Origin of the sequence: Vibrio marinisediminis (assembly GCF_014050145.1) — a bacterium.
Lineage (GTDB): Bacteria > Pseudomonadota > Gammaproteobacteria > Enterobacterales > Vibrionaceae > Vibrio > Vibrio marinisediminis.
In genome coordinates this window covers 895,125-914,987 of the sequence record NZ_JACFYF010000001.1, presented here as the reverse complement: position 1 = coordinate 914,987, position 19,863 = coordinate 895,125, and the positions used below count along the sequence as shown (strand labels likewise).

At 43.4% G+C, this 19,863-nt stretch carries 21 protein-coding genes; 10 read left to right on the top strand and 11 right to left on the bottom strand.

The window, feature by feature from the left end; all coding sequences use genetic code 11:
• Window positions 1-409 precede the first annotated feature (409 nt).
• Window positions 410-2,113: a phospho-sugar mutase gene (locus tag H2O73_RS04215; RefSeq protein WP_182106834.1), complete on the top strand. Its 1,704-nt coding sequence runs from the start codon at window positions 410-412 to the stop codon at window positions 2,111-2,113.
• Window positions 2,114-2,391: 278 nt separating this feature from the next.
• On the top strand, window positions 2,392-2,733 hold the full coding sequence (locus H2O73_RS04210) for a hypothetical protein (protein ID WP_182106832.1): 342 nt from the start codon (window positions 2,392-2,394) through the stop codon (window positions 2,731-2,733).
• A gap of 44 nt (window positions 2,734-2,777) precedes the next feature.
• Here the strand turns inward: H2O73_RS04210 and H2O73_RS04205 are convergent, their stop codons facing one another.
• A complete protein-coding gene (locus H2O73_RS04205; RefSeq protein WP_182106830.1) occupies window positions 2,778-3,197 on the bottom strand; it encodes a GNAT family N-acetyltransferase in 420 nt (139 codons plus the stop codon).
• A gap of 82 nt (window positions 3,198-3,279) precedes the next feature.
• The gene (locus H2O73_RS04200; RefSeq protein ID WP_182106828.1) at window positions 3,280-3,915 is read right to left on the bottom strand and encodes a LysE family translocator; all 636 of its coding nucleotides are present in this window, start codon (window positions 3,913-3,915) and stop codon (window positions 3,280-3,282) included.
• Window positions 3,916-4,165: 250 nt separating this feature from the next.
• Here H2O73_RS04200 and H2O73_RS04195 point away from each other — a divergent pair, with 250 nt between their 5' ends.
• The 3 genes from H2O73_RS04195 to H2O73_RS04185 all read left to right on the top strand — a co-directional run bounded on the left by H2O73_RS04195 (window position 4,166) and on the right by H2O73_RS04185 (window position 6,107).
• Window positions 4,166-4,996: an AraC family transcriptional regulator gene (locus H2O73_RS04195; RefSeq protein WP_182106826.1), complete on the top strand. Its 831-nt coding sequence runs from the start codon at window positions 4,166-4,168 to the stop codon at window positions 4,994-4,996.
• A 110-nt stretch (window positions 4,997-5,106) separates the two neighbouring features.
• Window positions 5,107-5,796 (top strand): AzlC family ABC transporter permease, encoded by a 690-nt coding sequence (locus tag H2O73_RS04190; protein WP_182106967.1) that lies wholly within the window; start codon window positions 5,107-5,109, stop codon window positions 5,794-5,796.
• On the top strand, window positions 5,793-6,107 hold the full coding sequence (locus tag H2O73_RS04185) for an AzlD domain-containing protein (protein WP_182106824.1): 315 nt from the start codon (window positions 5,793-5,795) through the stop codon (window positions 6,105-6,107). Before H2O73_RS04190 ends, H2O73_RS04185 begins: the two co-directional genes overlap by 4 nt.
• A gap of 68 nt (window positions 6,108-6,175) precedes the next feature.
• Here the strand turns inward: H2O73_RS04185 and H2O73_RS04180 are convergent, their stop codons facing one another.
• The 3 genes from H2O73_RS04180 to H2O73_RS04170 all read right to left on the bottom strand — a co-directional run bounded on the left by H2O73_RS04180 (window position 6,176) and on the right by H2O73_RS04170 (window position 9,158).
• A complete protein-coding gene (locus H2O73_RS04180; RefSeq protein ID WP_182106822.1) occupies window positions 6,176-6,790 on the bottom strand; it encodes a fumarylacetoacetate hydrolase family protein in 615 nt (204 codons plus the stop codon).
• A gap of 150 nt (window positions 6,791-6,940) precedes the next feature.
• Window positions 6,941-7,978: a porin gene (locus H2O73_RS04175; RefSeq protein WP_182106820.1), complete on the bottom strand. Its 1,038-nt coding sequence runs from the start codon at window positions 7,976-7,978 to the stop codon at window positions 6,941-6,943.
• 520 nt (window positions 7,979-8,498) lie between these two features.
• Entirely contained in the window at window positions 8,499-9,158 is a 660-nt protein-coding gene (locus H2O73_RS04170; RefSeq protein WP_182106818.1) for a pyridoxamine 5'-phosphate oxidase family protein, read from the bottom strand.
• 93 nt (window positions 9,159-9,251) lie between these two features.
• Between H2O73_RS04170 and pdxR the strand changes: the two genes are divergently transcribed.
• On the top strand, window positions 9,252-10,700 hold the full coding sequence (gene pdxR, locus H2O73_RS04165; RefSeq protein WP_182106816.1) for a MocR-like pyridoxine biosynthesis transcription factor PdxR: 1,449 nt from the start codon (window positions 9,252-9,254) through the stop codon (window positions 10,698-10,700).
• 22 nt (window positions 10,701-10,722) lie between these two features.
• Here the strand turns inward: pdxR and H2O73_RS04160 are convergent, their stop codons facing one another.
• Window positions 10,723-11,349: a DsbA family protein gene (locus tag H2O73_RS04160; RefSeq protein ID WP_182106814.1), complete on the bottom strand. Its 627-nt coding sequence runs from the start codon at window positions 11,347-11,349 to the stop codon at window positions 10,723-10,725.
• A gap of 58 nt (window positions 11,350-11,407) precedes the next feature.
• Window positions 11,408-12,277: a patatin-like phospholipase family protein gene (locus tag H2O73_RS04155; RefSeq protein WP_182106813.1), complete on the bottom strand. Its 870-nt coding sequence runs from the start codon at window positions 12,275-12,277 to the stop codon at window positions 11,408-11,410.
• 56 nt (window positions 12,278-12,333) lie between these two features.
• Here H2O73_RS04155 and H2O73_RS04150 point away from each other — a divergent pair, with 56 nt between their 5' ends.
• On the top strand, window positions 12,334-12,603 hold the full coding sequence (locus H2O73_RS04150) for a hypothetical protein (RefSeq protein WP_182106811.1): 270 nt from the start codon (window positions 12,334-12,336) through the stop codon (window positions 12,601-12,603).
• A gap of 27 nt (window positions 12,604-12,630) precedes the next feature.
• A complete protein-coding gene (locus H2O73_RS04145) occupies window positions 12,631-13,380 on the top strand; it encodes an RluA family pseudouridine synthase (protein ID WP_182106809.1) in 750 nt (249 codons plus the stop codon).
• 229 nt (window positions 13,381-13,609) lie between these two features.
• Here the strand turns inward: H2O73_RS04145 and H2O73_RS04140 are convergent, their stop codons facing one another.
• Both H2O73_RS04140 and H2O73_RS04135 read right to left on the bottom strand, forming a co-directional pair.
• Window positions 13,610-14,461, bottom strand: a complete 852-nt coding sequence (locus H2O73_RS04140) for a hypothetical protein (protein WP_182106807.1) — start codon at window positions 14,459-14,461, stop codon at window positions 13,610-13,612.
• Between the two features lie 357 nt (window positions 14,462-14,818).
• Window positions 14,819-15,358: a hypothetical protein gene (locus H2O73_RS04135; protein WP_182106805.1), complete on the bottom strand. Its 540-nt coding sequence runs from the start codon at window positions 15,356-15,358 to the stop codon at window positions 14,819-14,821.
• A gap of 241 nt (window positions 15,359-15,599) precedes the next feature.
• On the opposite strand from H2O73_RS04135, the gene H2O73_RS04130 reads away from it, so the two are divergent.
• Complete coding sequence (locus H2O73_RS04130; RefSeq protein WP_182106803.1) at window positions 15,600-15,938, top strand: cytosolic protein; 339 nt, start codon at window positions 15,600-15,602, stop codon at window positions 15,936-15,938.
• 69 nt (window positions 15,939-16,007) lie between these two features.
• Here H2O73_RS04130 and H2O73_RS04125 read toward each other — a convergent pair whose 3' ends face one another.
• Window positions 16,008-16,799, bottom strand: coding sequence for an AraC family transcriptional regulator (locus H2O73_RS04125; protein WP_182106801.1), 792 nt, complete (start codon window positions 16,797-16,799; stop codon window positions 16,008-16,010).
• A gap of 98 nt (window positions 16,800-16,897) precedes the next feature.
• On the opposite strand from H2O73_RS04125, the gene H2O73_RS04120 reads away from it, so the two are divergent.
• Window positions 16,898-17,803 carry a DMT family transporter gene (locus H2O73_RS04120; RefSeq protein ID WP_182106799.1) on the top strand — a complete coding sequence of 302 codons (906 nt, stop codon included), beginning with the start codon at window positions 16,898-16,900 and terminating at the stop codon, window positions 17,801-17,803.
• Window positions 17,804-17,890: 87 nt separating this feature from the next.
• On the opposite strand, the gene H2O73_RS04115 is transcribed toward H2O73_RS04120, so the two are convergent.
• Complete coding sequence (locus tag H2O73_RS04115) at window positions 17,891-19,702, bottom strand: hybrid-cluster NAD(P)-dependent oxidoreductase (RefSeq protein ID WP_182106797.1); 1,812 nt, start codon at window positions 19,700-19,702, stop codon at window positions 17,891-17,893.
• Between the last annotated feature and the right edge of the window lie 161 nt (window positions 19,703-19,863).

Sequence of the window (19,863 nt, the reverse complement as noted above, 5' to 3'; positions counted from 1 at the left end):
CAATCACTTTTACGCAGAACACCCGATACCCATTCACATCCTTTCTCGATATCGTGCAATCCTTGCGCTCGTATCTGGAATTACCAAGCTTACTAGGTAATAACAGCTTGGATGGGCTAACCTAAAACTGACGCAAAATGTTATATTTATGTTAATTAAGGCTAGTTAGCGAATTTAAAATGTGCAAGCTGATGATATGACTAATTGGTTTAGCGATTGCGCTCTCTTAAATGATAACTACTATCATCTAATATTTATGTATATACCCAAGAAACTTGAAGCCACAGGTAGGCGGCAAGTAAGAAAGTCCCCTGAGCATAGGTGAACGATGTGATTGGGGCGCACGAACACAGCCAACACCGCTGCAACTTCAAGTATGACGGGTATAACTCCAGAAGAGGGAATACACATGACAGAACAAATTACCCAGTGGCTGGCAATCGATCCCGACCCTAAAACTCGCGAAGAGTTACAACGCCTTATTGATGAAAAGCAAACGCTAGAGCTTGAGGATCGTTTTCGTAGTCGTCTTGAATTTGGTACTGCTGGCTTAAGAGGCAAAGTCGGCTGCGGTCCTAACCGCATGAATCGATTAGTTATTCAACAAACTGCAACTGGACTAGGGCAATATTTACTTACCCAATTTGACGACACCAAGCAGCGCGGTGTCGTCATTGGCTACGATGGTCGGGCGGATTCAAAGCAGTTTGCCCACGACACAGCCGCGGTTCTCACCGCGCTTGGGATCAAGGTTTACTTAACCCACGATGTCGCGGCAACACCGATTGTTGCCTTTGGTGTTAAACACCTCAATACCGTGGCGGCAGTCGTTGTCACCGCGAGCCACAATCCACCAGAATATAACGGGTTTAAAGTCTATTGGGAGAACGGCGCACAGATCATTCCTCCTCACGACTCAGGTATCGCACATCATATTGATATTGCGGCAGAATCCCCGCTAGAGTTGCTTTGTGTTGAAGAAGCGGTAGCCCTAGATAGACTCGTTTGGCTGAAAGACGATTATTATCAATCATACCGAGATGCGATGAACGCCAATCCACTGCTGGCAAATCATACCGACCCGACTGGTATTGCCGTTGCCTATACTGCAATGCACGGCGTTGGCGCGAAAATGGCGGAAACACTCTTAGCCGATGCAGGCTTTGATAAGGTTTACAGTGTAAAAGAACAACGTGAACCGGATGGCAGCTTCCCTACCGTTAACTTTCCAAACCCAGAAGAAGCAGGGGCTATGGATATGGTGGTGGCGCTGGCAACAAAGCACATTGCCGAGCTCGCTTGCGCGAACGATCCTGATGCGGATCGCTTTGCGGTTGCCGTAAGAAAACCTGATGGTGAATACCAAATGCTCACCGGTGACCAAGTAGGCGCACTATTTGGACACTACCTACTGACAAAAACAGACGCGAGTAAACAACTGGTCGGTAATACCATTGTCTCTTCAAGTTTGCTCAATAAAATTGCCAATGCTCACGGCGCAGAGTATTACCAAACGCTCACCGGCTTTAAATGGCTAACCAATGTGGCAATGCAAAAGCAAACCGACGATCATCAATTCCTATTTGCTTACGAAGAAGCGCTAGGCTACACCGTTGGCAATCAAGTTTGGGATAAAGACGGGCTATCAGCATTGGTCGCTTTCGCTCAGTTAACAGCTGAACTACACAGCAAAGGCAAAACCATTTGGGATCAATTAGAAAGCTTGTACCGCCAACACGGCATGTACGTTAATGCACAACGTAGTATTGCCCTAGCGCCAAACTCTCCACCTGTTGGTGACAAGCTGCGTGCTAACCCTCCCACCGCTATCGCTGGGCGTATAGTAGAGATAACTGAAGATTTAAAATCACAACTACGGACATTTTCTGACGGCAGCAGCGAGACAATTGACCTACCCGCCAGTGATGTTTTGATTTACCACTTATCAGGCGGCGCTCGGGTAATTGTTAGACCGTCAGGTACTGAACCAAAACTGAAATGCTATTACGAAGTGGTTGAAGCGTTCGATACAGGTGATGATTTCCAAACGGCACAAGACAAAGCACAATTAGTTATGGATATGTTGATAGCGGAACACCAACATATGATTTAACTATACAACTGATAATTAAGCAGATATTTCCATGTCGGGTATCTGCTTAATTGTTTACTGCCTCTCTCCTTGGTTAACTCGTCACGGTCACGTCTGCTCAAATGGCGAATTCATTTTTGTCAACTTTGAGCTTCCATAGCGATAGGGCTTGGCAATACACGTTGAACACTTCAATCAGAGAAAAATCGAATATATTGACTATTCTTCAAATAGAGACGGGCAATAATTGTCACTATTTCCCCTAATCTCGAAAAACAAATAACGAAGAGTAGAATGCCATGATACGTTTTAAACATTCACTTTCAGTGTTGGCGATAGGCTTTGTTTCATATGCACACGCTTATGGTGACACCGCGAGTATTGAAAAATGCAGCGCACTGCTTCCTGAAGGGGCGCAGTACGATATAGCGATACAACTGAGCGTTGATAAAACCACCCAAACAGCGCAGTTTGACCGAACGTTGGAGATAGCGAGCAATGCGAATAACGAACAACAACCGAATGTTGATCCGTTTATTCAATGCGTCTCTTTGTTGATAGGGAAAGCTGAAAAACCACTGAGTGAAGAGGAAGAAAAAGCCGCTCTCACTCCTTTATTAAAAGGCATGGTCTACAACTAGAATTGGTAAAATGGGCACGACAGAATAAGCGCACCTATTTGATACTAACTAATCTGCTTTTGCAGGAAGATCTTATCAACGCCCGCCATCGGAAAACCCGAGAAGCGCCCGACTTCACTAAAGCCCAGTTTTAAATAGAACTCTCGGGCTTGGAAGGTAAATGTATCCAAACAAATATCCGTCACACCGAGCTGTTTGACCTCATCTTCAACACGTTGGAATACCTGCGTTCCCAAACCTGATTTACGTTTACTCTCATCTAACCAAAAGTATTCAACAAACAACGTATTAGTGTAGATTTCACCAAACAATCCACCGCTAAATTCGCCTTGGTCATCTTTCACCACACAAGCAATGGTTTTGCTTTCATCGTGTGGAAAGAACTGTAAATTGTAGCTTCGCAAGCCTGATAAAATCGCACTTCTCACCGATTCTGGCGGGTCGATGATAAATTCCATTTGCATAGACCGTTCCTTATATATCCAATACAAACCAACACATATAAAAAAACCAGCGTCATGCTGGTTTTTTCAATTATAACGTTATCTATCCACTAAAAAAGGAACTTAGCATCCAAATAGCTAAAACAAGGAAGATAGCACCCATAAACTTATGCTGATAGTTTCGGAATTTGGCGTTTTCAAGTAACCCTTTCCCTAAGGTGCCGACTAACGCAACCAAGACTAAATTAAACAGTAAACCCAATACGTTTAATACAAACCCAAGCGCAAGCATCTGTTCACCTGAGCTTGCTTCAATATTGCTAGAAACAAACTGAGGCAAAAACATAACGAAGAAAACCAGAGCTTTCGGGTTAAGTAAGTTCGTGACTAACGCGCGCTGGTAAAAGGTTGCTGCCATCTTATTTTGTTGATCTAGGCTTGGGGCATCTGCCGCTTGTGAGCGCACGCAATCCCAACCCATTTTTAGCAAGTAAGCACCACCAATTAGGTGTAAAGCTTTCAATGCGAATGGGCTCATGGCAATTAATGCAGACACACCAAGAGCAGCCAAAAAGGTAAGAATAATTCCAGATGTTGCGTTACCTAAGCTAGCAAAAACGCCAACTCGACGCCCATAGCTCATACTCGAGCTAGCAATAAGCAACATATCGGGACCAGGTAACAGCAAAAGTGCGACCACTGCCGTCAAATAAAGCGGCATTACAGACATATCAATCATGATTATAAATTGTTCAGAACAAGACTGCGCGGATTTTATATCTCAAATAAGATCAGATCCAGACCAATTCTCTAATATATCCAATTTATCTAGACTATATGCCACCTATGGCGTTTGTCTTTATGAGCTGGCAAGTAAGCTGTTCAAATAAATTGTGCTATGTTGTTGAGCAAATACAGCAATTTTGTACAAAAATTTATTGATGGATTGAGCTAGGCTAAATTGATCAGCTTTCACAGGGAGTGGCTAAATGAGTCGCAAAGAGGTCAAAGAAGGCGCCACATTTCACACGGCTAAAGAGTTGGGTGGACTTGAGTTCATTGAGGCCAAATACAAAACTCATAATTTCTCTCGCCATAGCCATGAAGGTTATACCATTGGGGTAATTGAAAAAGGGGCGCAACGTTTTTTCCGCAATGGTGGCAACCACGTTGCACCGCAAGATAGCATTATCTTGGTCAATGCTGATCAGGTTCACAATGGACAAAGTGCCACTGAAGATGGATGGGAATACAAAGCGATGTACCCAGTACCCGAACAGTTTGCCGCACTCACGCAAGGTCTACACTCCGAACCGGTTATTCCTTATTTCCCTGAACCCGTCGTTTATGACCCAGAGATGGCTCAGCAGCTTAGATTAGTATTCAACACACTTGAGAATTCCGATAATAGGCTATTAAGAGAAACGCTGGTTTACGGGACTTTAGTTAAGCTTATGAGCCGTCACGGCAAGAAGCGACGTGAGTATCAACCGACAACCCGTAGCAAGCAGCAATTACTTATTGCCAAAGAGTTTCTTGATGACTTTCCACAAGCGGATGTCTCGCTTGAAGAGCTCGCGCAACTAGCCAACCTGAGCCCTTATCATTTTGCTCGTTCGTTTCAAAAGGAATTTGGCTTCCCTCCCCACGCTTACCAAGTGCAGTCTCGCCTTCATTACGCTATTCGCTTAATGAAGCAAGGGCATTCATTATCTGATATTGCGCAAGAATCAGGCTTTCATGACCAAAGCCACCTTCACCGTCACTTTAAGCGCGCTATGGGTGTAACACCGAAACAATATATCAAGTCGCTCGTTTAACAACAGAACAGCAATAAAGAGCAATTTCATCCAATTTGTTCCCTGCGAAATATGGCGAAATAAGCCATCTAGTTAGGGAGAATTATACCGTGAATACAGAAGTTCAAATTATGCCAAATCGACATTCGCTATTTATGCAAGGCACTATTGCGATGATCCCGCTCAGTGTGGCGGTGATCCCGTGGGGATTATTAGCGGGATCCTATGCTATCGAGTCTGGTCTTTCACCACTTGAAAGCCAAGCGTTATCCGCCATTCTATTTGCTGGCTCGGCTCAATTGGTGGCGACAGGAATGATTAAAGCGGGTGTCGGAATCACCACCCTGTTGCTCACCACACTGTTTATTACTTCTCGTCACTTTCTCTATAGCGTTTCAATGCGCGATAAGATTGGTAAACTTCCACTTCGTTGGCGTCTTGCCCTTGGTTATTTACTCACAGATGAGCTATTTGCCATCTGTGGCAATCAATCTGAACAGCGCTTTGAACCATGGTATGCACTTGGGGCAGGGCTTAGCTTCTATCTTTGTTGGAACCTCGCCACCTTGGTCGGCATCGTAGCAGGAAGCTACATACCCGCACTGAATGAACTCGGTTTAGAGTTTGCCGTGGCTGCCACGTTTATTGCTTTGGTGATCCCCAATATTAAAAACTCGCCCACTCTTGTGGCGGTTTTCGTTGCGCTTGCATTATCTGTTACTTTGAATTTGATGCAGTTTGAAGGGGCGCTTATGATCGCCAGCATTGGGGGCATGTTTGCAGGCTATCTAGTTGAAACCCTGACGAGGAGCGCGCAATGATCCTATTTTCGATATTAGCAATGGCTGCGCTGGTATTCTTTAGCCGATATGTATTTCTCGAACCTAAGTTACCGTTGCGCCTAGCGCCGCAATTACAAAGCATGTTGGGCTACTCTGGTCCCGCAGTACTCACCGCGATTCTCGCGCCGATTGTTTTCTCACCCGAGGGTGAATTATGGATTGCCGTCGACAACCCCTATTTAATCTGCGCAATCCTCGCCTGTGTCATCATCTATAAAACGGGCAATGTATTGCTGACTACAGTTCTCAGTATGGTTGTCTTTCTCGTTCTAAATAACTTGGTCTTTTAACTCGTCACTTACAACGACAAACGCCAGCATTGCGCTGGCGTTTGTCTCTTAATTCGGTATATCTGTGCCTAGTTGGCAAGCCACTCTATTTCTATCAAAGTATTGCCAGCATACAATAAGCGACCAAGGAAAATATCGCCATGCTGAACCTCGCCAACCCCTTTCGGTGTCCCCGTCATGATCACGTCACCATCACACAGCGTGGTGTAGCTTTTCAATTCATTAAGGATCACTTGTGGCGTATACATCATCTGCTTGACGCTGCCTCGCTGCACACGAACACAGTTAATAAATAGCTCAATCTCTAACTCTTCAATATCTAAGCCATCTAAAGAGATGAATCGACTAAACACTGCCGAGCCATCAAATGCTTTTGCTCTCTCCCAAGGTAAACCTTGCTGTTTAAGCCGCGCCTGTAACTGACGCTTTGTAAGATCAAGACCAATTCCAACGGCAGACAATTGTCCATCTTTAACCACGAAGCAAATCTCACCTTCATAATGAAGCATTTCTTGCTGATAAGAACTGAGCTGAGAGGTAATCGCCGTTGAAGGTTTGTTAAACACCACCATTTGTTCAGGAATGGTATTGTTGAGCTCTTTGATGTGATCGAGGTAATTCCGACCAACACACAATACCTTACTAGGCTGTATTGGTTTGTCTTCGACAATAATTGAGTGCATGCCATCATCCCTGAGAAAAAGTGAAGGCACATTTTATCTGAAGTTTTTGCAAGGCAAACATAATTCACTGAATAATGTAAAAAACTCAGAGCTTGCGCTCAAAAGCAAACCCTGAGTTAATTCAAGTCATCTAACTAGACTCAATAGCCTTTAGAAGAAGTAACGAGCACCGACTGTCCAGTAGTCATCCTCTTTTTCGCCGAGATCATTACCAAGATCAAACTGATAAGCGGCAAATGCTACGAAACCAGAAGCGATTGTGTATTCGAGCTGAACCGCACTTTCACTATATTGCGTTTTATTGGTTTTATCGTCTTCAACTTCTTCGTAATTGACACTGATATTTAAACCGTTATCAAGACCATAGGCTAGTAGTGCTTCATATTGCTTTGACTCTTCTAAGCCTTCGAAGAAGTACTCGTTGCTACCATAAACCAAAGCAGCATATAAACCTTTACCATAGCTACCATAGTTTGCCGATACGACATGTGACTTAGCTTTTTCAGTACCGACATCACCACCGTTATAGACATAACCTAAACCAAAGCCAGCAAACTCTGCACTAACAGCGACTTGCCCACGTGTATCAAATTCTGTTCTGCCTCTTGTATAAGTCACTGCACCAAGACCAGTACTTGCGGAGATTGAGTCAACATCTTGCTCTCCTTGCCAGCCTAACCCAATTTTAAATGCGACATCTTCAGACACATTAAGCGTATTGCGGTAGCTAACCATTTTTTCTGCACGCGCAGAACCTAATTGATTGAAGCCTGGTGCATACAAAAAGCTATTACCAAATGCTATTGGTTTATCAGCCACACCTGCAACATCATAATATGGCGCCCATTGCGTACCCACAACTAAACGACCCGCTTGGTCGTGCGTAGCTCCAATGTAGCCCAAACGTGTTTTGAAGGTTGTATCACCACCTTCGAGATAGTTTATTGCCCACTCGCCTTTTGCATCAATAGTGACACCATTGCCGATCTCTTTTTTGCCTTCAACATTTAAACGAGGAGAAACTTGGTGCACTTTCACCTCGTCGGTTCCATATTCACCCACGCCAACATCTACGTAACCGCCGACTGATAAAGTCGAGCCATCTCCACTGTATACTTGCGCAGCAAATGCACTGGTTGATGCAAGAAACGTGGTTGCCACTGCCATGGCGATATTTGTCATTTTCATTTTTTGAATTTCCATATTTTATTTGATAGCAAGCCGACCAACGGAACTACGGCTATCCGCTGCTCCCAAATAAAAGCTAGTAATAGAACTGTAAGTTTCAAATCGAAAATGAATAAAAATTTCGGTAATGAACAAAAATTCAAGCTGAATTTATATTTTCATTATTTTAACTGGCTAAAAATCAAGAATATTTTTATCAAAATGGAAGGGAAATGTAATTATGCGATCAAAATCACAGATACAAAACCTTTCAAAAATTGAGATGTAAGCACAAACTTATCTCACAAAACCACATTTACGCCTTGCTGAACCACTTTATTTATGTGTCACATAAACAAATTTAATGATATTTCTTTAATTTCAATTAGATGTAAAACCCACCGACTCTATTCGACCATTCTATTTTCAGCGACATACTCTGGATATTTAAAAATAGCCCCAAAAATATATCGCCAATATAAGTTCACAGCTGATGGATATAAATCGCTATTGTGAGGTATATCCATCAGCAAATTAAACGCTACAATTCAGCCCAGCGCTTTGCATAAGCTGGTGAATAGTCTGGCTCTTCTATTCCTTCATCTAGGGTAGAACTCGCCTTTAATGGACCCACCACCGTTTTATATGGGATAAACCCCGCCCATGCTCGAACATCCAAATCAGCATCATCATCCGCAACTTCATTGCTACTCACTTTAACCGATGCTTCGCTTAAAGAGATCGCGAGTAGCATAGTGGCATCCAACTCTTTATTATTGCTCAGTCGAATATCTTCACAGCGACCTGGCGCGATTTGCTCAATAAAATGATTGAGTAATTGGTCTTTTTCATTACGTTGCTCAATTTGTTCAAACTGTCCAAATACCACCGCTGAACGATAATGAGCACTATGATGAAATGCTGAACGTGCTAACACCCAGCCATCAAATAATGTAAAAGTCAGACAGGTCATATTTCCCTTACCAAGATTGCGCATTAATCGGCTGTTATTAGCACCATGGACATACACTTTTTCACCTACTCGCCACGCCAACATTGGAATAACAACAGGTCCTGACTCCTCAGTTATTGCAATATGAGCAATTAATGATTCATCGATGATTTGATGCAATATTTCAGTGTCTGTTCGAGCTTTGTGAGCGGATTTTTTAATTGTGGTTCGAGCTGAGTTAGATAGCATAAATGTCCCTATTAAATATTTGCTTTAACAGCAATATAGCTTCAAACTGGTATTTTAAAGAGAGCCAGTTTTAACTATTTCATAGAGCCAGTTATGCCATATGCAGCGATACTACATATCGATATCGGTGATCTTCGATTAGCAGAAAATGATCAGACCTTACAACAGAAACTCTTCAACGCTATTCGCGATAAAATAACCCAAGGGCTTTGGCCACTAGCAGGCAAACTGCCTTCAACAAGGAAGTTATCTGAAGAGCTAAAATTGAGCCGTAACACCGTCACGGCAGCTTATGAGCAATTGGTTTACGAAGGGTATGTTGAAAGCCGAAAAGGCAGCGGGTTCTATGTCTCCATCGAGTTACCTGACCACTACCTACCAGAGATAAACTCAACTTTGGCAGAAGTCGGCCACATTGACCAACAAGATATAAACCGTTCTTTTGCCCCCGGAGTACCCGACCTCACGCAGTTTCCAGTTAAAAAATGGCAACGCTATATACAAAACCATGCATCTCGCTCAGCCATTCTTGGCAATGGTCACGTACAAGGTGCGCTCGAACTCAGACAAGCTTTAGCTAACTACCTTGCTTCAAGTCGTTCCGTTGTTTGCAATGCAAATAGAATCATCATCACCAGTGGTGCACAACAAGCCCTCACTATTGCGACTATGGCCATTCTCAAACGCAATGAGACACTATTGCTCGAATACCCTGGCTACGTACAAATGGATAAGGTAAGCAACCTGCTTAACATTAATAAAGCCCATATTGATGTGGAGCCATTGAAGGGGTTGAATATAAAACAGTTAGAAGCAACCAATGCAAAGGCGATGTACGTTACACCAAGCAACCAATACCCAATGGGCACCACCGTCAATACAGAGCAACGGTTGAGATTAATCGAATGGGCAAGTCTAAACAAAAGCTGGATAATTGAAGATGACTACGACAGCGAATTTCAATTTGCCCACCGTCCTTATACCAGTATGCAAGGGCTCGCTGGGCAACTTGGACTTGATCAAAATATCATCTACATTGGCTCGTTTAGTAAGGTGATGTTTAACGGCTTAAGAATGGGTTATATGGTCGTACCCGAAAGCCTAGTAGAACAATGCAACACCATTAAAGATGCGCTCAGTGGAGATTCCCCCTCACATGTACAGCATGCACTTGCCGATTTCATTGCCGACGGTGAACTGCTACGCCATATCCGAAAAATGCGCCGATTATACAAAGCAAAACATCAAGCCATGGTAGAGGCGATTGAGCGCCACTTACCAACGCATGTTGAAATCATTAGTCAACCTGGTGGTTTACACGTTACCCTGCGCTGGGTTGGTGGCATTAATGAAGAACTTTTACGCCAACACGCACTAAAACAAAATCTCATTGTCCGCACGCTCGCTTATTATCAGCCCGATGGGATAAAAGGCAGAACGTGGAATGGTATCGTACTCGGTTTTGGCAATACGCCACTTACTGATATTGAGCAAAACATTGTGCGGTTGGCAAAATGTTTTGACCAAAATGAATCTCTTTAACGCCAAATTAAGCTGCAATAAATTAACGGCATATTTCGTCAATGAGGTTTAATGTGCTGCGCGGATTATCATAGTCAATTGGCAACTCTTGAAGATTGCCTTCTCGTTCCACAAATAGTGAAGGGAAACTATTACCGCCAATAGAACGAGCAAAGCTAATTTCTTCCAACAATGTTCGATTTAGATGAGTACTTTGCATCTGTTGCGAAAACCGTTCGCTATCAAGCTTCAGTTCTTGCGCAAGCCGAACCAAAACCTCCAAATCACTCGGGTTCAATGCTCTTAAGTAATAAGCTTCTTGGATTGCACGGATCATCGCCTTTTCTGCGCCTTGCTCTCGTGCCGCTAACACGGCTCGACATGCAGGGTACGTAGAGCGCCTTGGTGTATTGTTGCTCCAGAAATCGTAGTTAAACTGAGTGCCTAGATAATCTTCAATCTTTTGCCAATAAGATCGTATTTGCCTTTGCATCTCTGCTGGCATTGGTTCATTACTGTCAGGTGCCAACCCTCCAACCAAATAAACAATTTCTATGTTCGGATCCACTTTTTGAACCAGTGTCTGTTCAATTGCTTGCCAAGCTGGCTGGTAACCCCAACACCAAGCACACATGGGATCATGTACGTAGTACAATTTGGCTTTGTTCATTCTCAATTCCCTTTGTTACCCATTTGAACACCAGTCTAACCTATCAAAACGCCACCCACTACAAACAGAAGTGACAGTTTTGGTCATCTAAGCCATGAATACCGTTGCGATTACTTATGTGCTGCTTCCCTGCTTCCAAACCCATCTGGTAACCCTGCTCTAAGAGCGTTAGGTTCATCGTAAGTCGCTTCACCGCAAACTCATCTGGCGGAGCAATGACTCGAATCGTTGCATCACTAGGAGGATGACGAATGAACTCTAGAGATTGATTGTAATTGTCTGCACGGACCAACATCGACTCAGCAATACCTGGATAACGCGCTAATAACCGCTTCATTAACCAAGGCGCTCGCGCTGGTCTCATTTGATAACTGAGTGGATGCGACAACACCACAGTAATGTCGCGCGCACCACGGCGATACGCTTCTTTCACCGGAATCGAATCGGCCACGCCACCATCGGTGTAACACCCACCAGAAAAACACGGGGTCGATTTATAAGCAATCGGCAGTGCTGTTGTTGCTTCTAGCACGCTTTCTAAATTGCATGGGCTTAATTGAAAATAGTCCGCGTTGCCGGTTTCAATATTCGTCACCGCAGCGATCATTGGTGTTGAAAACAGTGCGTGTGAATCCAATGGGAAGCGCCGGTTCGACTCCTCAATTAGCCACTTAACATCAACTAGGTCACCACCACGCGCAAATCGTGTGCGATTAAAGAAACGCTTATCCGTTGCTAACTCAGTAATAACTTGATAGCTGCGATGAGGCGCATTAGACAAATACCCGAGTAGATTTGAAGCGCCGGCAGAAACACCGATAGCAAAATCGTAGGGTTTATAATTTTGGTCAAGAAAGGCATCCAACACTCCGCTGGCAAATATGCCTCGCATCGCTCCACCTTCTACTACTAGCGCCTTGTTCGTCATTGTTAGCCTGAAAAACTGTATCAATCTGAAATTGAGGACAGATTAACGAAAGACGTATGACTTCTCTAATTGCTAATAATTATCGCGTTAATCAGCATCATCTATTGATGACTTTCGGCATCTACCTTGAGGAATTGGCTATGCGTTGCCTCATGGCTAAAGGGGTTTCAACAGACAAACTCGCATTTGCTTATGCACCCAATCTGTTTGCGGGGATTTACTACTTGTTTTGCGGTTTGCTCGAATTCGCAGAATGCCTGCTATCGAAAAGAATGCCGTCGACCAACAAAGTCGTGCCTAGCTTAAATGACTACTCTATAATTTGAGCCTTCTCTTATTTGAAGGTCCTTTACATGTCAAAATCTGACACTTCTACTGTTAATGAAATAGTTGATAATTTTGTGGCTCCTGAGTGTCAGGATAGAGTGGAAATCCTTTATCAAGATGACGATATTTTATTAATTAATAAGCCGAGTGGTTTATTAAGTTTGTCAGGTAAAAACCAACTCAATTGGGATTCTGTGCATTATCGTTTAGTTAACGGTCAAAGCGCTACCCAGACGGAAAAAGCAACGCCTGCTTTTGTAGATGCTAAATTGCCACATCGGCTCGATTTTGGAACTTCTGGCATTATGGTGGTGGGGCTTAACAGTGCCGCATCTAAAAGTCTGAATAAGCAGTTTCAAGATCGGACGGTACAAAAGCGTTACTTGGCGATGTTAGCAGGCTGGGTTGAGGCTGACAGCGGTCAAATCTCTGCCCCTATTGCGAAAGATAAGACTCTGTTTCCCCGTGTAAAAATTTGCCACTGTACAGGCAAAAGTGCCATTAGTGATTATCAGGTAGTTCGTCGCTTGGACAACCCTGCGAGAACATTAATACAATACACCCCTATTACAGGTCGCACTCATCAATTGCGCATCCATAGTCTTGAATTTGGTCACCCTATTTTGGGTTGTGATCTTTATAACAACCAAGAATTAAGCACCGGTCCTGAAGCTGATAACACCGCACAGCGTTTAATGCTCCATGCCAGCGATATTTACTTTACTCATCCAACAACAGGTGAGCCAGTCCACGGTCACAGCCCGATTACATTTTAAATAACCAATGATTGAGTCAGGGCTATGAAAAACCAGAAAACTAGGCTAATCACAAGCCGGACAAATGACACACTAGAACCGCTCGGTGAACACAACACACGCCAGTTCGCTAACTCACTTTTGGACATAAACAATTTAGAGTTGACGCACTAAACCGTAAAATTCGGATAAGTTAAATTAGGGAAAAGAAATGCTCAAAGTGTCTACTGAGTCGGTGGCTATTCACCCCCTATTTTCCAGGAGCAACCGCTATGTCTTTGCGTTCACGTTTTAGCTTGATACTAGCGTGGGATTCTTGAATAAGCTGATACTCTTCATGGCGTAAACGCAGACAAGGAAAGTCATGTTTGGTTTTACAATGGTTCGCTCCTAGTTGCTGGAAGGAGTGCTGGATATCATCTTGTACTCTGCCTTTCTCGTCTTTGGCATAAAACATAAAACTAGATCGATATCTTCCATCATCATCCAACACGAAAAAATTGAAATATACTTCTTTCCGGTTGACGATCAGCATACTCATGTCAATGCGACTGGCTGCAACATAAAAATGCGAATTTTTCCTAAAGCCATTGCCATAGACTATAGCTAATTCGTTAGAAAATCGGTCGGAACTAGCCACGACCAATGGCCAATTATGCTCTATGTCCTGCTCATCAATTTGAATATATCGTGTAAATTGCTTTTTGTCGTCGTAAATTAAAGTACTGAGGGCATCATAGTATGCATCTAAATGGTGCTTTTCCGCATCGGATGCCGCGCCTAATGGGATGCCTTTGTCCAAATCGTAACGCATCCTTGTAATCAAAAATACTTCGTCTGCATGCTCCACACTAAGAGCCATCTTTTGGTAAGCAAAATCATTGGGTAAAATTGACGCACCGTTAACCAAGCTATTGAGAATATCATGTTTAAGCTCTTTTGAATCATGAAGCCAAGCAAGTAGCAGAACTATGATTACTGAAGTGGCTATCGCAGTTACGTAGTACCAATGTGCAGGTGTTTTGATTTGAGAAACTGCTAGTGAAAAAATAGAACCAGCGAAAAAAGAGCCCAAGACACGAGCACCAGTCGATTTAGCCATTGAGCTCATCCACAACATCAATCTCACATTTTCCCTCTGATTTATTAGTACTTAATGACCTGATAGCATATCCATTGTTTGATAAATAGACAGTGGTATCTTCACTGTTTTGAGTGCAATGTTATGAATTTAGTTTGATTACTATTCTTGATTCTTTCACCTCATGGACTTTTTCCTGCGAATGGATCAGCACATATCTTTAAGCTAGCTTTGTTGAACTAGACCTTTTTAATTGTTCATTACCGACTCAGTATTGGACAAAAGTGAGTCAGTCGCTTTATTAATTAAGCGACTAATGAATAACCTTAAATATGGAAAATCCAAGCGCTACTGAGAATTTAGTAGTTGATGGGACACCTATGCCACTAAGTAAAGCTTAACCATAAAATCGTCTAAATCTTTTGCGACAACATCCAACATTTTCTTTTCGGATTGCTGAAGAACTACCGCATGATAAGAAAATTTACTGCGCAATTGTTGGTAGTTCAATTGATAGCTTTTCCCGCTCAATATTGTTTCAATCGGATTACCGTATCCTTTGAAAAAGCCGAGCAGACCAGACCTTTGGTCTAAGCAACTCTTTATAGATGCCGCAACATTTACAACATCCTGATAATCATCACAAAACTGTCGTAGTAGAGTTTGATAATCAGGTTGACATGTATGAAACCCGCTATCTAAAGCTATGGTTGTTTTCAATTCATTGATTTGCCCAAAGATAGAAGACAAACTTAGATAAAGAGTTGATACATCTATCTGAGCAATTTCTCCCACATTCTGTTTATAGTAGCGCTCGTTTAAGTCAAAATTTCTTGTAGGTTTTTTAGTTTCCTCAACAATCTTCATCATCAAGTTCTTGAACAAGCTCAACACATCGTTCGGATCGCTCAACTCCATTTCCCCCACCCAGTCAAAACTTTAAATACATAGTGAAACATTAGATAAATTTGGTTAAATAGGAATGACTACGAATGTTACGAATAAAATCTCTAAGCAGATAAGGGACAAAAATGTGTTTCAGCTTGACCAAGTGGCTGTCCGGAAATGGCGTAGAATTAACGCCTTTAGTAGCTAAATCTCTACTACGTTCTCCCTTGATAGTGATAAAATCTCCGTTCCAGAATTACCGAGATACTCTATGTTTATCCATCATGTTAACGGCATCGACTGGCTGGTGATTACAGCTTTTGAAGAACTGAAAACCATGTTTATTGAAGACGCCGGAGCGATCCCTTCTTGCTTCTCTACCACAAGCGAATTGAGCCTGATCGATCAAGCCAAGCGCACTTATGGATATTTGCCTACACTCAATGGCGTAATTACCGATACTGGGACTTTTCAAAACCAGCATAACGAAGAAGATTTGAACCCACAGCTTGCCTGCCTAGTTGAGGGGCGTGGTCGGGTGTTTATCTATCACGGCGGCTTTGTGGCTTTTGTGGATGACGAGCAAACTTTTATTACCCGATTGGACTGAAAATATTTAGATGACGCCGCTGAAAGCAAGATGGTTTCAGCGACAAACACCTAGAGCATCAAGATATAACTAACTGATTAATCTCATTTTATATTGCTCTGGCGTGAATCCTGAATATTTCTTAAACATTGCAATGAATGGGCTGGCTTGGTTATATCCGAGCGTAAACGCGACCTCTTTCACTGAATGCCCTTTTTGCAGTAACTCCATCGAATAGAGGTAACGAACTCTCAATCGCCACTCAGTAAAACTCATTCCTAAATCGGCTTGGCAGTGACGTGCTAATGTACGCTCAGTTGTATGCACACGCTCAGCCCACTCCGACAAACTGGTGGTATCGGTAGGATCTTCTTCTACTGCTGATAAGATCGGTGCTAGGTATTTATTATCCGTAGACGGTAAAAAATGGTGCTGGGTATCACGGGTGGCAAGTTGGTCCAGTAACACTTGGACTAAACGTTTATCCGCGTCACTCTCTGCGACATTAATCCGTCTTGAGCGAAAATCATCCACAATCGCCGAAGCAATTGAAGTCACTCGAATCAAACTGGTTTTGTCTGGGAAACTCTCAGTAAAAGGTAATGCCACGTTCAGCGAGCAATAGGACAAGGGTTTCCGGTTATAGCTGGTGTGCATAATGCCCGGTGGTACCCAAATCGCTAAATGTGGAGGCGCTAAGAAACGGGTTTCTTCCACTTCCATCTCAAGAATACCACCGCTGATCAATTGAACCTGCCCCCAAGGGTGGCTATGAACTCGCGTTTCAGTGTTCGATAAAAATGCTTCAAAATTCATAAATACATCTGATGGTGCTTTATCGATTGATAACGACGGATGTAAATGTTTGGCTGATTTTCTCAAACTTGTCTTCCTAAAACGAAATATGTCTTCTTAGAGATACATACAATTATATAGACCTGCGAAACTACTCGCCACCTTAACAATGCGATGAAGCTCACATGATTTACCTACTCCCGATACTCACTGTTTTCATCTGGGGAATGAATGCCATTGCCAGTAAAATGGCCGCTTCTATCATTGAGCCTAGTGCCATGAGCTTCTATCGCTGGCTATTTGCCATCGCAATATTAACGCCATTCTGCTTACCTCAAGTAATAAAACGTTGGGGCGAAATTAGACCGCACCTAGCCAAGCTTGCGAGTTTAGGTTTGCTGGGTATGGTGATCAACCAATCATGTGGTTATTACGCTGCACTCACCACTACCGCCTCCAACATGTCACTGATTAGTGCTTTGGTCCCACTGATGAGTGTCTTTCTCAGTGTGCCTTTTTTGGGTAAGCGGATTTCATTCAATAGTATCTTAGGTGGGATCATCGCCTTAATCGGGCTTGCTTATATGCTTGGTAAGGGCGATATGCTGTTTTTCTTATCGCAGAGCATCACTCCCGGCGACGGTTTAATGGTTATCGCTTCTCTAGCCTACGCTTTGTATTGTGTCTTGATCAAACGCTGGAAAATGCATCTACCTAACACGGTACTGATCTATATGCAGGGCTTTTGCGCCATGCTTATGCTTGCGCCTGTTTGGCTTACCAGCGAGCAACTTTTACCACCGGTGGATGCAATGCCTATTATCTTATTTGCTTCTATCGCGGCGTCCATTGCAGCGCCTTGGATGTGGATCAAATCCATCGATGTTATCGGTGCAGACAATAGCGCGATGTTTATGAACTTATTGCCTGTTGTTGCGGTCACGTTAGCAGCAACATTGCTGGGTGAGACTGTCCACCTCTATCATCTTGTTGGCGGCATCATGGTGATCAGCGGCGTTATTCTGGCGCAGATTAAACGCAAGAAAAAAGACGATATCGAACCAGGATTACTCAATAAAGACCCTGCCTAAAGTTCAGCACAGTCCTTGTTAAACCTATTTAGTTAAGGCACAGCGCTAGAGCATCATCTAGCGCTGTTTCTAATCAAGCAGAAAATTCTAATAGTGAATATCAACATCGCTTGATGGTACAGCGCAGCACGCTAAGGCTTCACCACCAGCAACGTCAATATGTTCAAGTGCAGGCACTGCTGGGTGGGTTACTTTGCCATCAACGACTGTCACCCGACATGCTCCACAAAGCCCCGCTCGACAGCTATTTGGTATATTGATCCCTGCATCTTCCGCTTGTTCTAACAGCGAACGCTGATTATCACCTTCGAATACTTTACTGTTGATCGTAACGGTAAGCGCTTTTTCGACCAAATTCTCCACTCGCCCAGCGGTAAACGCCTCTTGATGGTACTGCGCTTCATCTAAGCCCGCTTGCACTAACAAGGTTTTCGCTTGCTGCATAAACCCATCAGGACCGCAAACAAAGACTTCGCGTTGAGCTAGATTTTTTATCTGCTTTAAATGCATCGCGCTTAAACGCCCTTTTAAACCAAACCAATCTAAAGGTGCCTGAGATAACGAGATCAACACCGTTAAACCAGCATGTAAGTTCGACAACTGCTCGAGTTCTTCTCGGTACGGAATATCAGCTTCTGTACTGCATTGATGATAAAAGAACACATCATTTAGCCTTTGTTTGTCTGCCATGTAACGAAGCATTGAAATCATCGGCGTAACACCACTTCCTGCAGAGAGTAGTAGTGTCGGCTTACCATGGTTTTCCTCAAGATGGAAAGCCCCATCAGGCGCCTCGCAACGCAATACATCACCGACTTGGAGGTGTTCCGCTAGCCAGTTGGAAACACGACCACCGGATATTTTTTTTACTGATATGGCGAGTGTTTCGCCGCGTGACGGTGAAGATGACAAAGTATAACGACGCGAAACCGCATTTCCCTCTATCTCGACTTGAATTGGCAAGTGTTGACCCGGCTTATAAGGCAAATCCTTTTCGCTCTCTAGCCAAAAGGTAATAAAGTCACGTGCGATCTCTTCTCGACCAACACATTTTAATGCGTGCACTTTCGGAGCGTTATCTTGGTAAAACTCTTTTTCTTTGTATTCAAGCACGACTATTTCATCACCCGCGCGGATCATACCTTCATTTTTAGCGACTAAGTTTTGCCCAAAAAACACACCGCCCCATTCATTGGCGCGAAACTCCGACAATGTTTTTAGTGGCTCTTTACTGGGTCTGAACTTGCCACTTTGCACATCGACAGTGGTTAATATGCAGCGCTCACACGGCTTAACTGCTTCAAATTCCACCTCACCAATACGAATCCGTTTCCAGCTATCTTCAATAAATGGCTCACTGCCTGAAGCGACAAGATTGGTACGAAACTGATCCATGCTGTGCTGTTCATCACTGCGACGGTTCAACTCATCCAATGATCCTTGGCTAATGATCAACAGTGGGTAACCATCAGCAAAACTGACGTTGTGCCCCAGCTTTTCTCGAACTCGAGTTGATTGCTCACCACTAAACAGTAACTCGACCTTTTTACCGACAACATGGCTAAACCAATCATCAGCCTCATCGGTGGTTGTATAAGCTTCAAAAGTGTCTCCCCAAACCGTTGCCGGTGTTGGCTGCATCTTAAAGTCACTATAACGAATCGTGAGTGGTGGCTGGTTAGGAGAAGTAAAACGCAATCCATTGGGGGTCAGTAGTGAGTTTACCTTCACCATTTGTGGGTACTTGCGCGCAGTCACCATTGAACCATCAGACAGCGCGAGCATGAAACGTCGATCAAACATCAATCCTTGCTTTTCCACCCAAGCATTCGAAAGCGTGATCCCACCTACTGATTTAACTGGATAGACATTGATTTGTGAAAGAGTCGTGGTTGCCATTGCTATTCCTTAGTGATGGTGAGGTGCTTAATTGATGCCCTTTTTCTTTATCTTAAGTAATTTAGTCAACAAAGCCTAGAGGTTACGCGATACGCAAACGTTTGGCATTATATTGGCTAAACAGAAAAAATGAGGTGAAATCGTCATCGCTTTCCTCTATC

Excerpts from the sequence above, each read along its gene's own strand:
- H2O73_RS04205 (WP_182106830.1), bottom strand. The coding sequence starts at position 3,197 with ATGCAAATGGAATTTATCATCGACCCGCCAGAATCGGTGAGAAGTGCG.
- H2O73_RS04120 (WP_182106799.1), top strand. The coding sequence starts at position 16,898 with ATGATTTACCTACTCCCGATACTCACTGTTTTCATCTGGGGAATGAAT.
- H2O73_RS04140 (WP_182106807.1), bottom strand. The coding sequence starts at position 14,461 with ATGGCTAAATCGACTGGTGCTCGTGTCTTGGGCTCTTTTTTCGCTGGT.
- H2O73_RS04150 (WP_182106811.1), top strand. The coding sequence starts at position 12,334 with ATGACTTCTCTAATTGCTAATAATTATCGCGTTAATCAGCATCATCTA.
- H2O73_RS04200 (WP_182106828.1), bottom strand. The coding sequence starts at position 3,915 with ATGATTGATATGTCTGTAATGCCGCTTTATTTGACGGCAGTGGTCGCA.
- H2O73_RS04170 (WP_182106818.1), bottom strand. The coding sequence starts at position 9,158 with ATGCTATCTAACTCAGCTCGAACCACAATTAAAAAATCCGCTCACAAA.
- H2O73_RS04130 (WP_182106803.1), top strand. The coding sequence starts at position 15,600 with ATGTTTATCCATCATGTTAACGGCATCGACTGGCTGGTGATTACAGCT.
- H2O73_RS04160 (WP_182106814.1), bottom strand. The coding sequence starts at position 11,349 with ATGAACAAAGCCAAATTGTACTACGTACATGATCCCATGTGTGCTTGG.
- H2O73_RS04135 (WP_182106805.1), bottom strand. The coding sequence starts at position 15,358 with ATGGAGTTGAGCGATCCGAACGATGTGTTGAGCTTGTTCAAGAACTTG.
- H2O73_RS04210 (WP_182106832.1), top strand. The coding sequence starts at position 2,392 with ATGATACGTTTTAAACATTCACTTTCAGTGTTGGCGATAGGCTTTGTT.
- H2O73_RS04175 (WP_182106820.1), bottom strand. The coding sequence starts at position 7,978 with ATGAAAATGACAAATATCGCCATGGCAGTGGCAACCACGTTTCTTGCA.
- H2O73_RS04115 (WP_182106797.1), bottom strand. The coding sequence starts at position 19,702 with ATGGCAACCACGACTCTTTCACAAATCAATGTCTATCCAGTTAAATCA.
- H2O73_RS04195 (WP_182106826.1), top strand. The coding sequence starts at position 4,166 with ATGAGTCGCAAAGAGGTCAAAGAAGGCGCCACATTTCACACGGCTAAA.
- H2O73_RS04155 (WP_182106813.1), bottom strand. The coding sequence starts at position 12,277 with ATGACGAACAAGGCGCTAGTAGTAGAAGGTGGAGCGATGCGAGGCATA.
- H2O73_RS04145 (WP_182106809.1), top strand. The coding sequence starts at position 12,631 with ATGTCAAAATCTGACACTTCTACTGTTAATGAAATAGTTGATAATTTT.
- pdxR (WP_182106816.1), top strand. The coding sequence starts at position 9,252 with ATGCCATATGCAGCGATACTACATATCGATATCGGTGATCTTCGATTA.
- H2O73_RS04180 (WP_182106822.1), bottom strand. The coding sequence starts at position 6,790 with ATGCACTCAATTATTGTCGAAGACAAACCAATACAGCCTAGTAAGGTA.
- H2O73_RS04190 (WP_182106967.1), top strand. The coding sequence starts at position 5,107 with ATGCCAAATCGACATTCGCTATTTATGCAAGGCACTATTGCGATGATC.
- H2O73_RS04215 (WP_182106834.1), top strand. The coding sequence starts at position 410 with ATGACAGAACAAATTACCCAGTGGCTGGCAATCGATCCCGACCCTAAA.
- H2O73_RS04185 (WP_182106824.1), top strand. The coding sequence starts at position 5,793 with ATGATCCTATTTTCGATATTAGCAATGGCTGCGCTGGTATTCTTTAGC.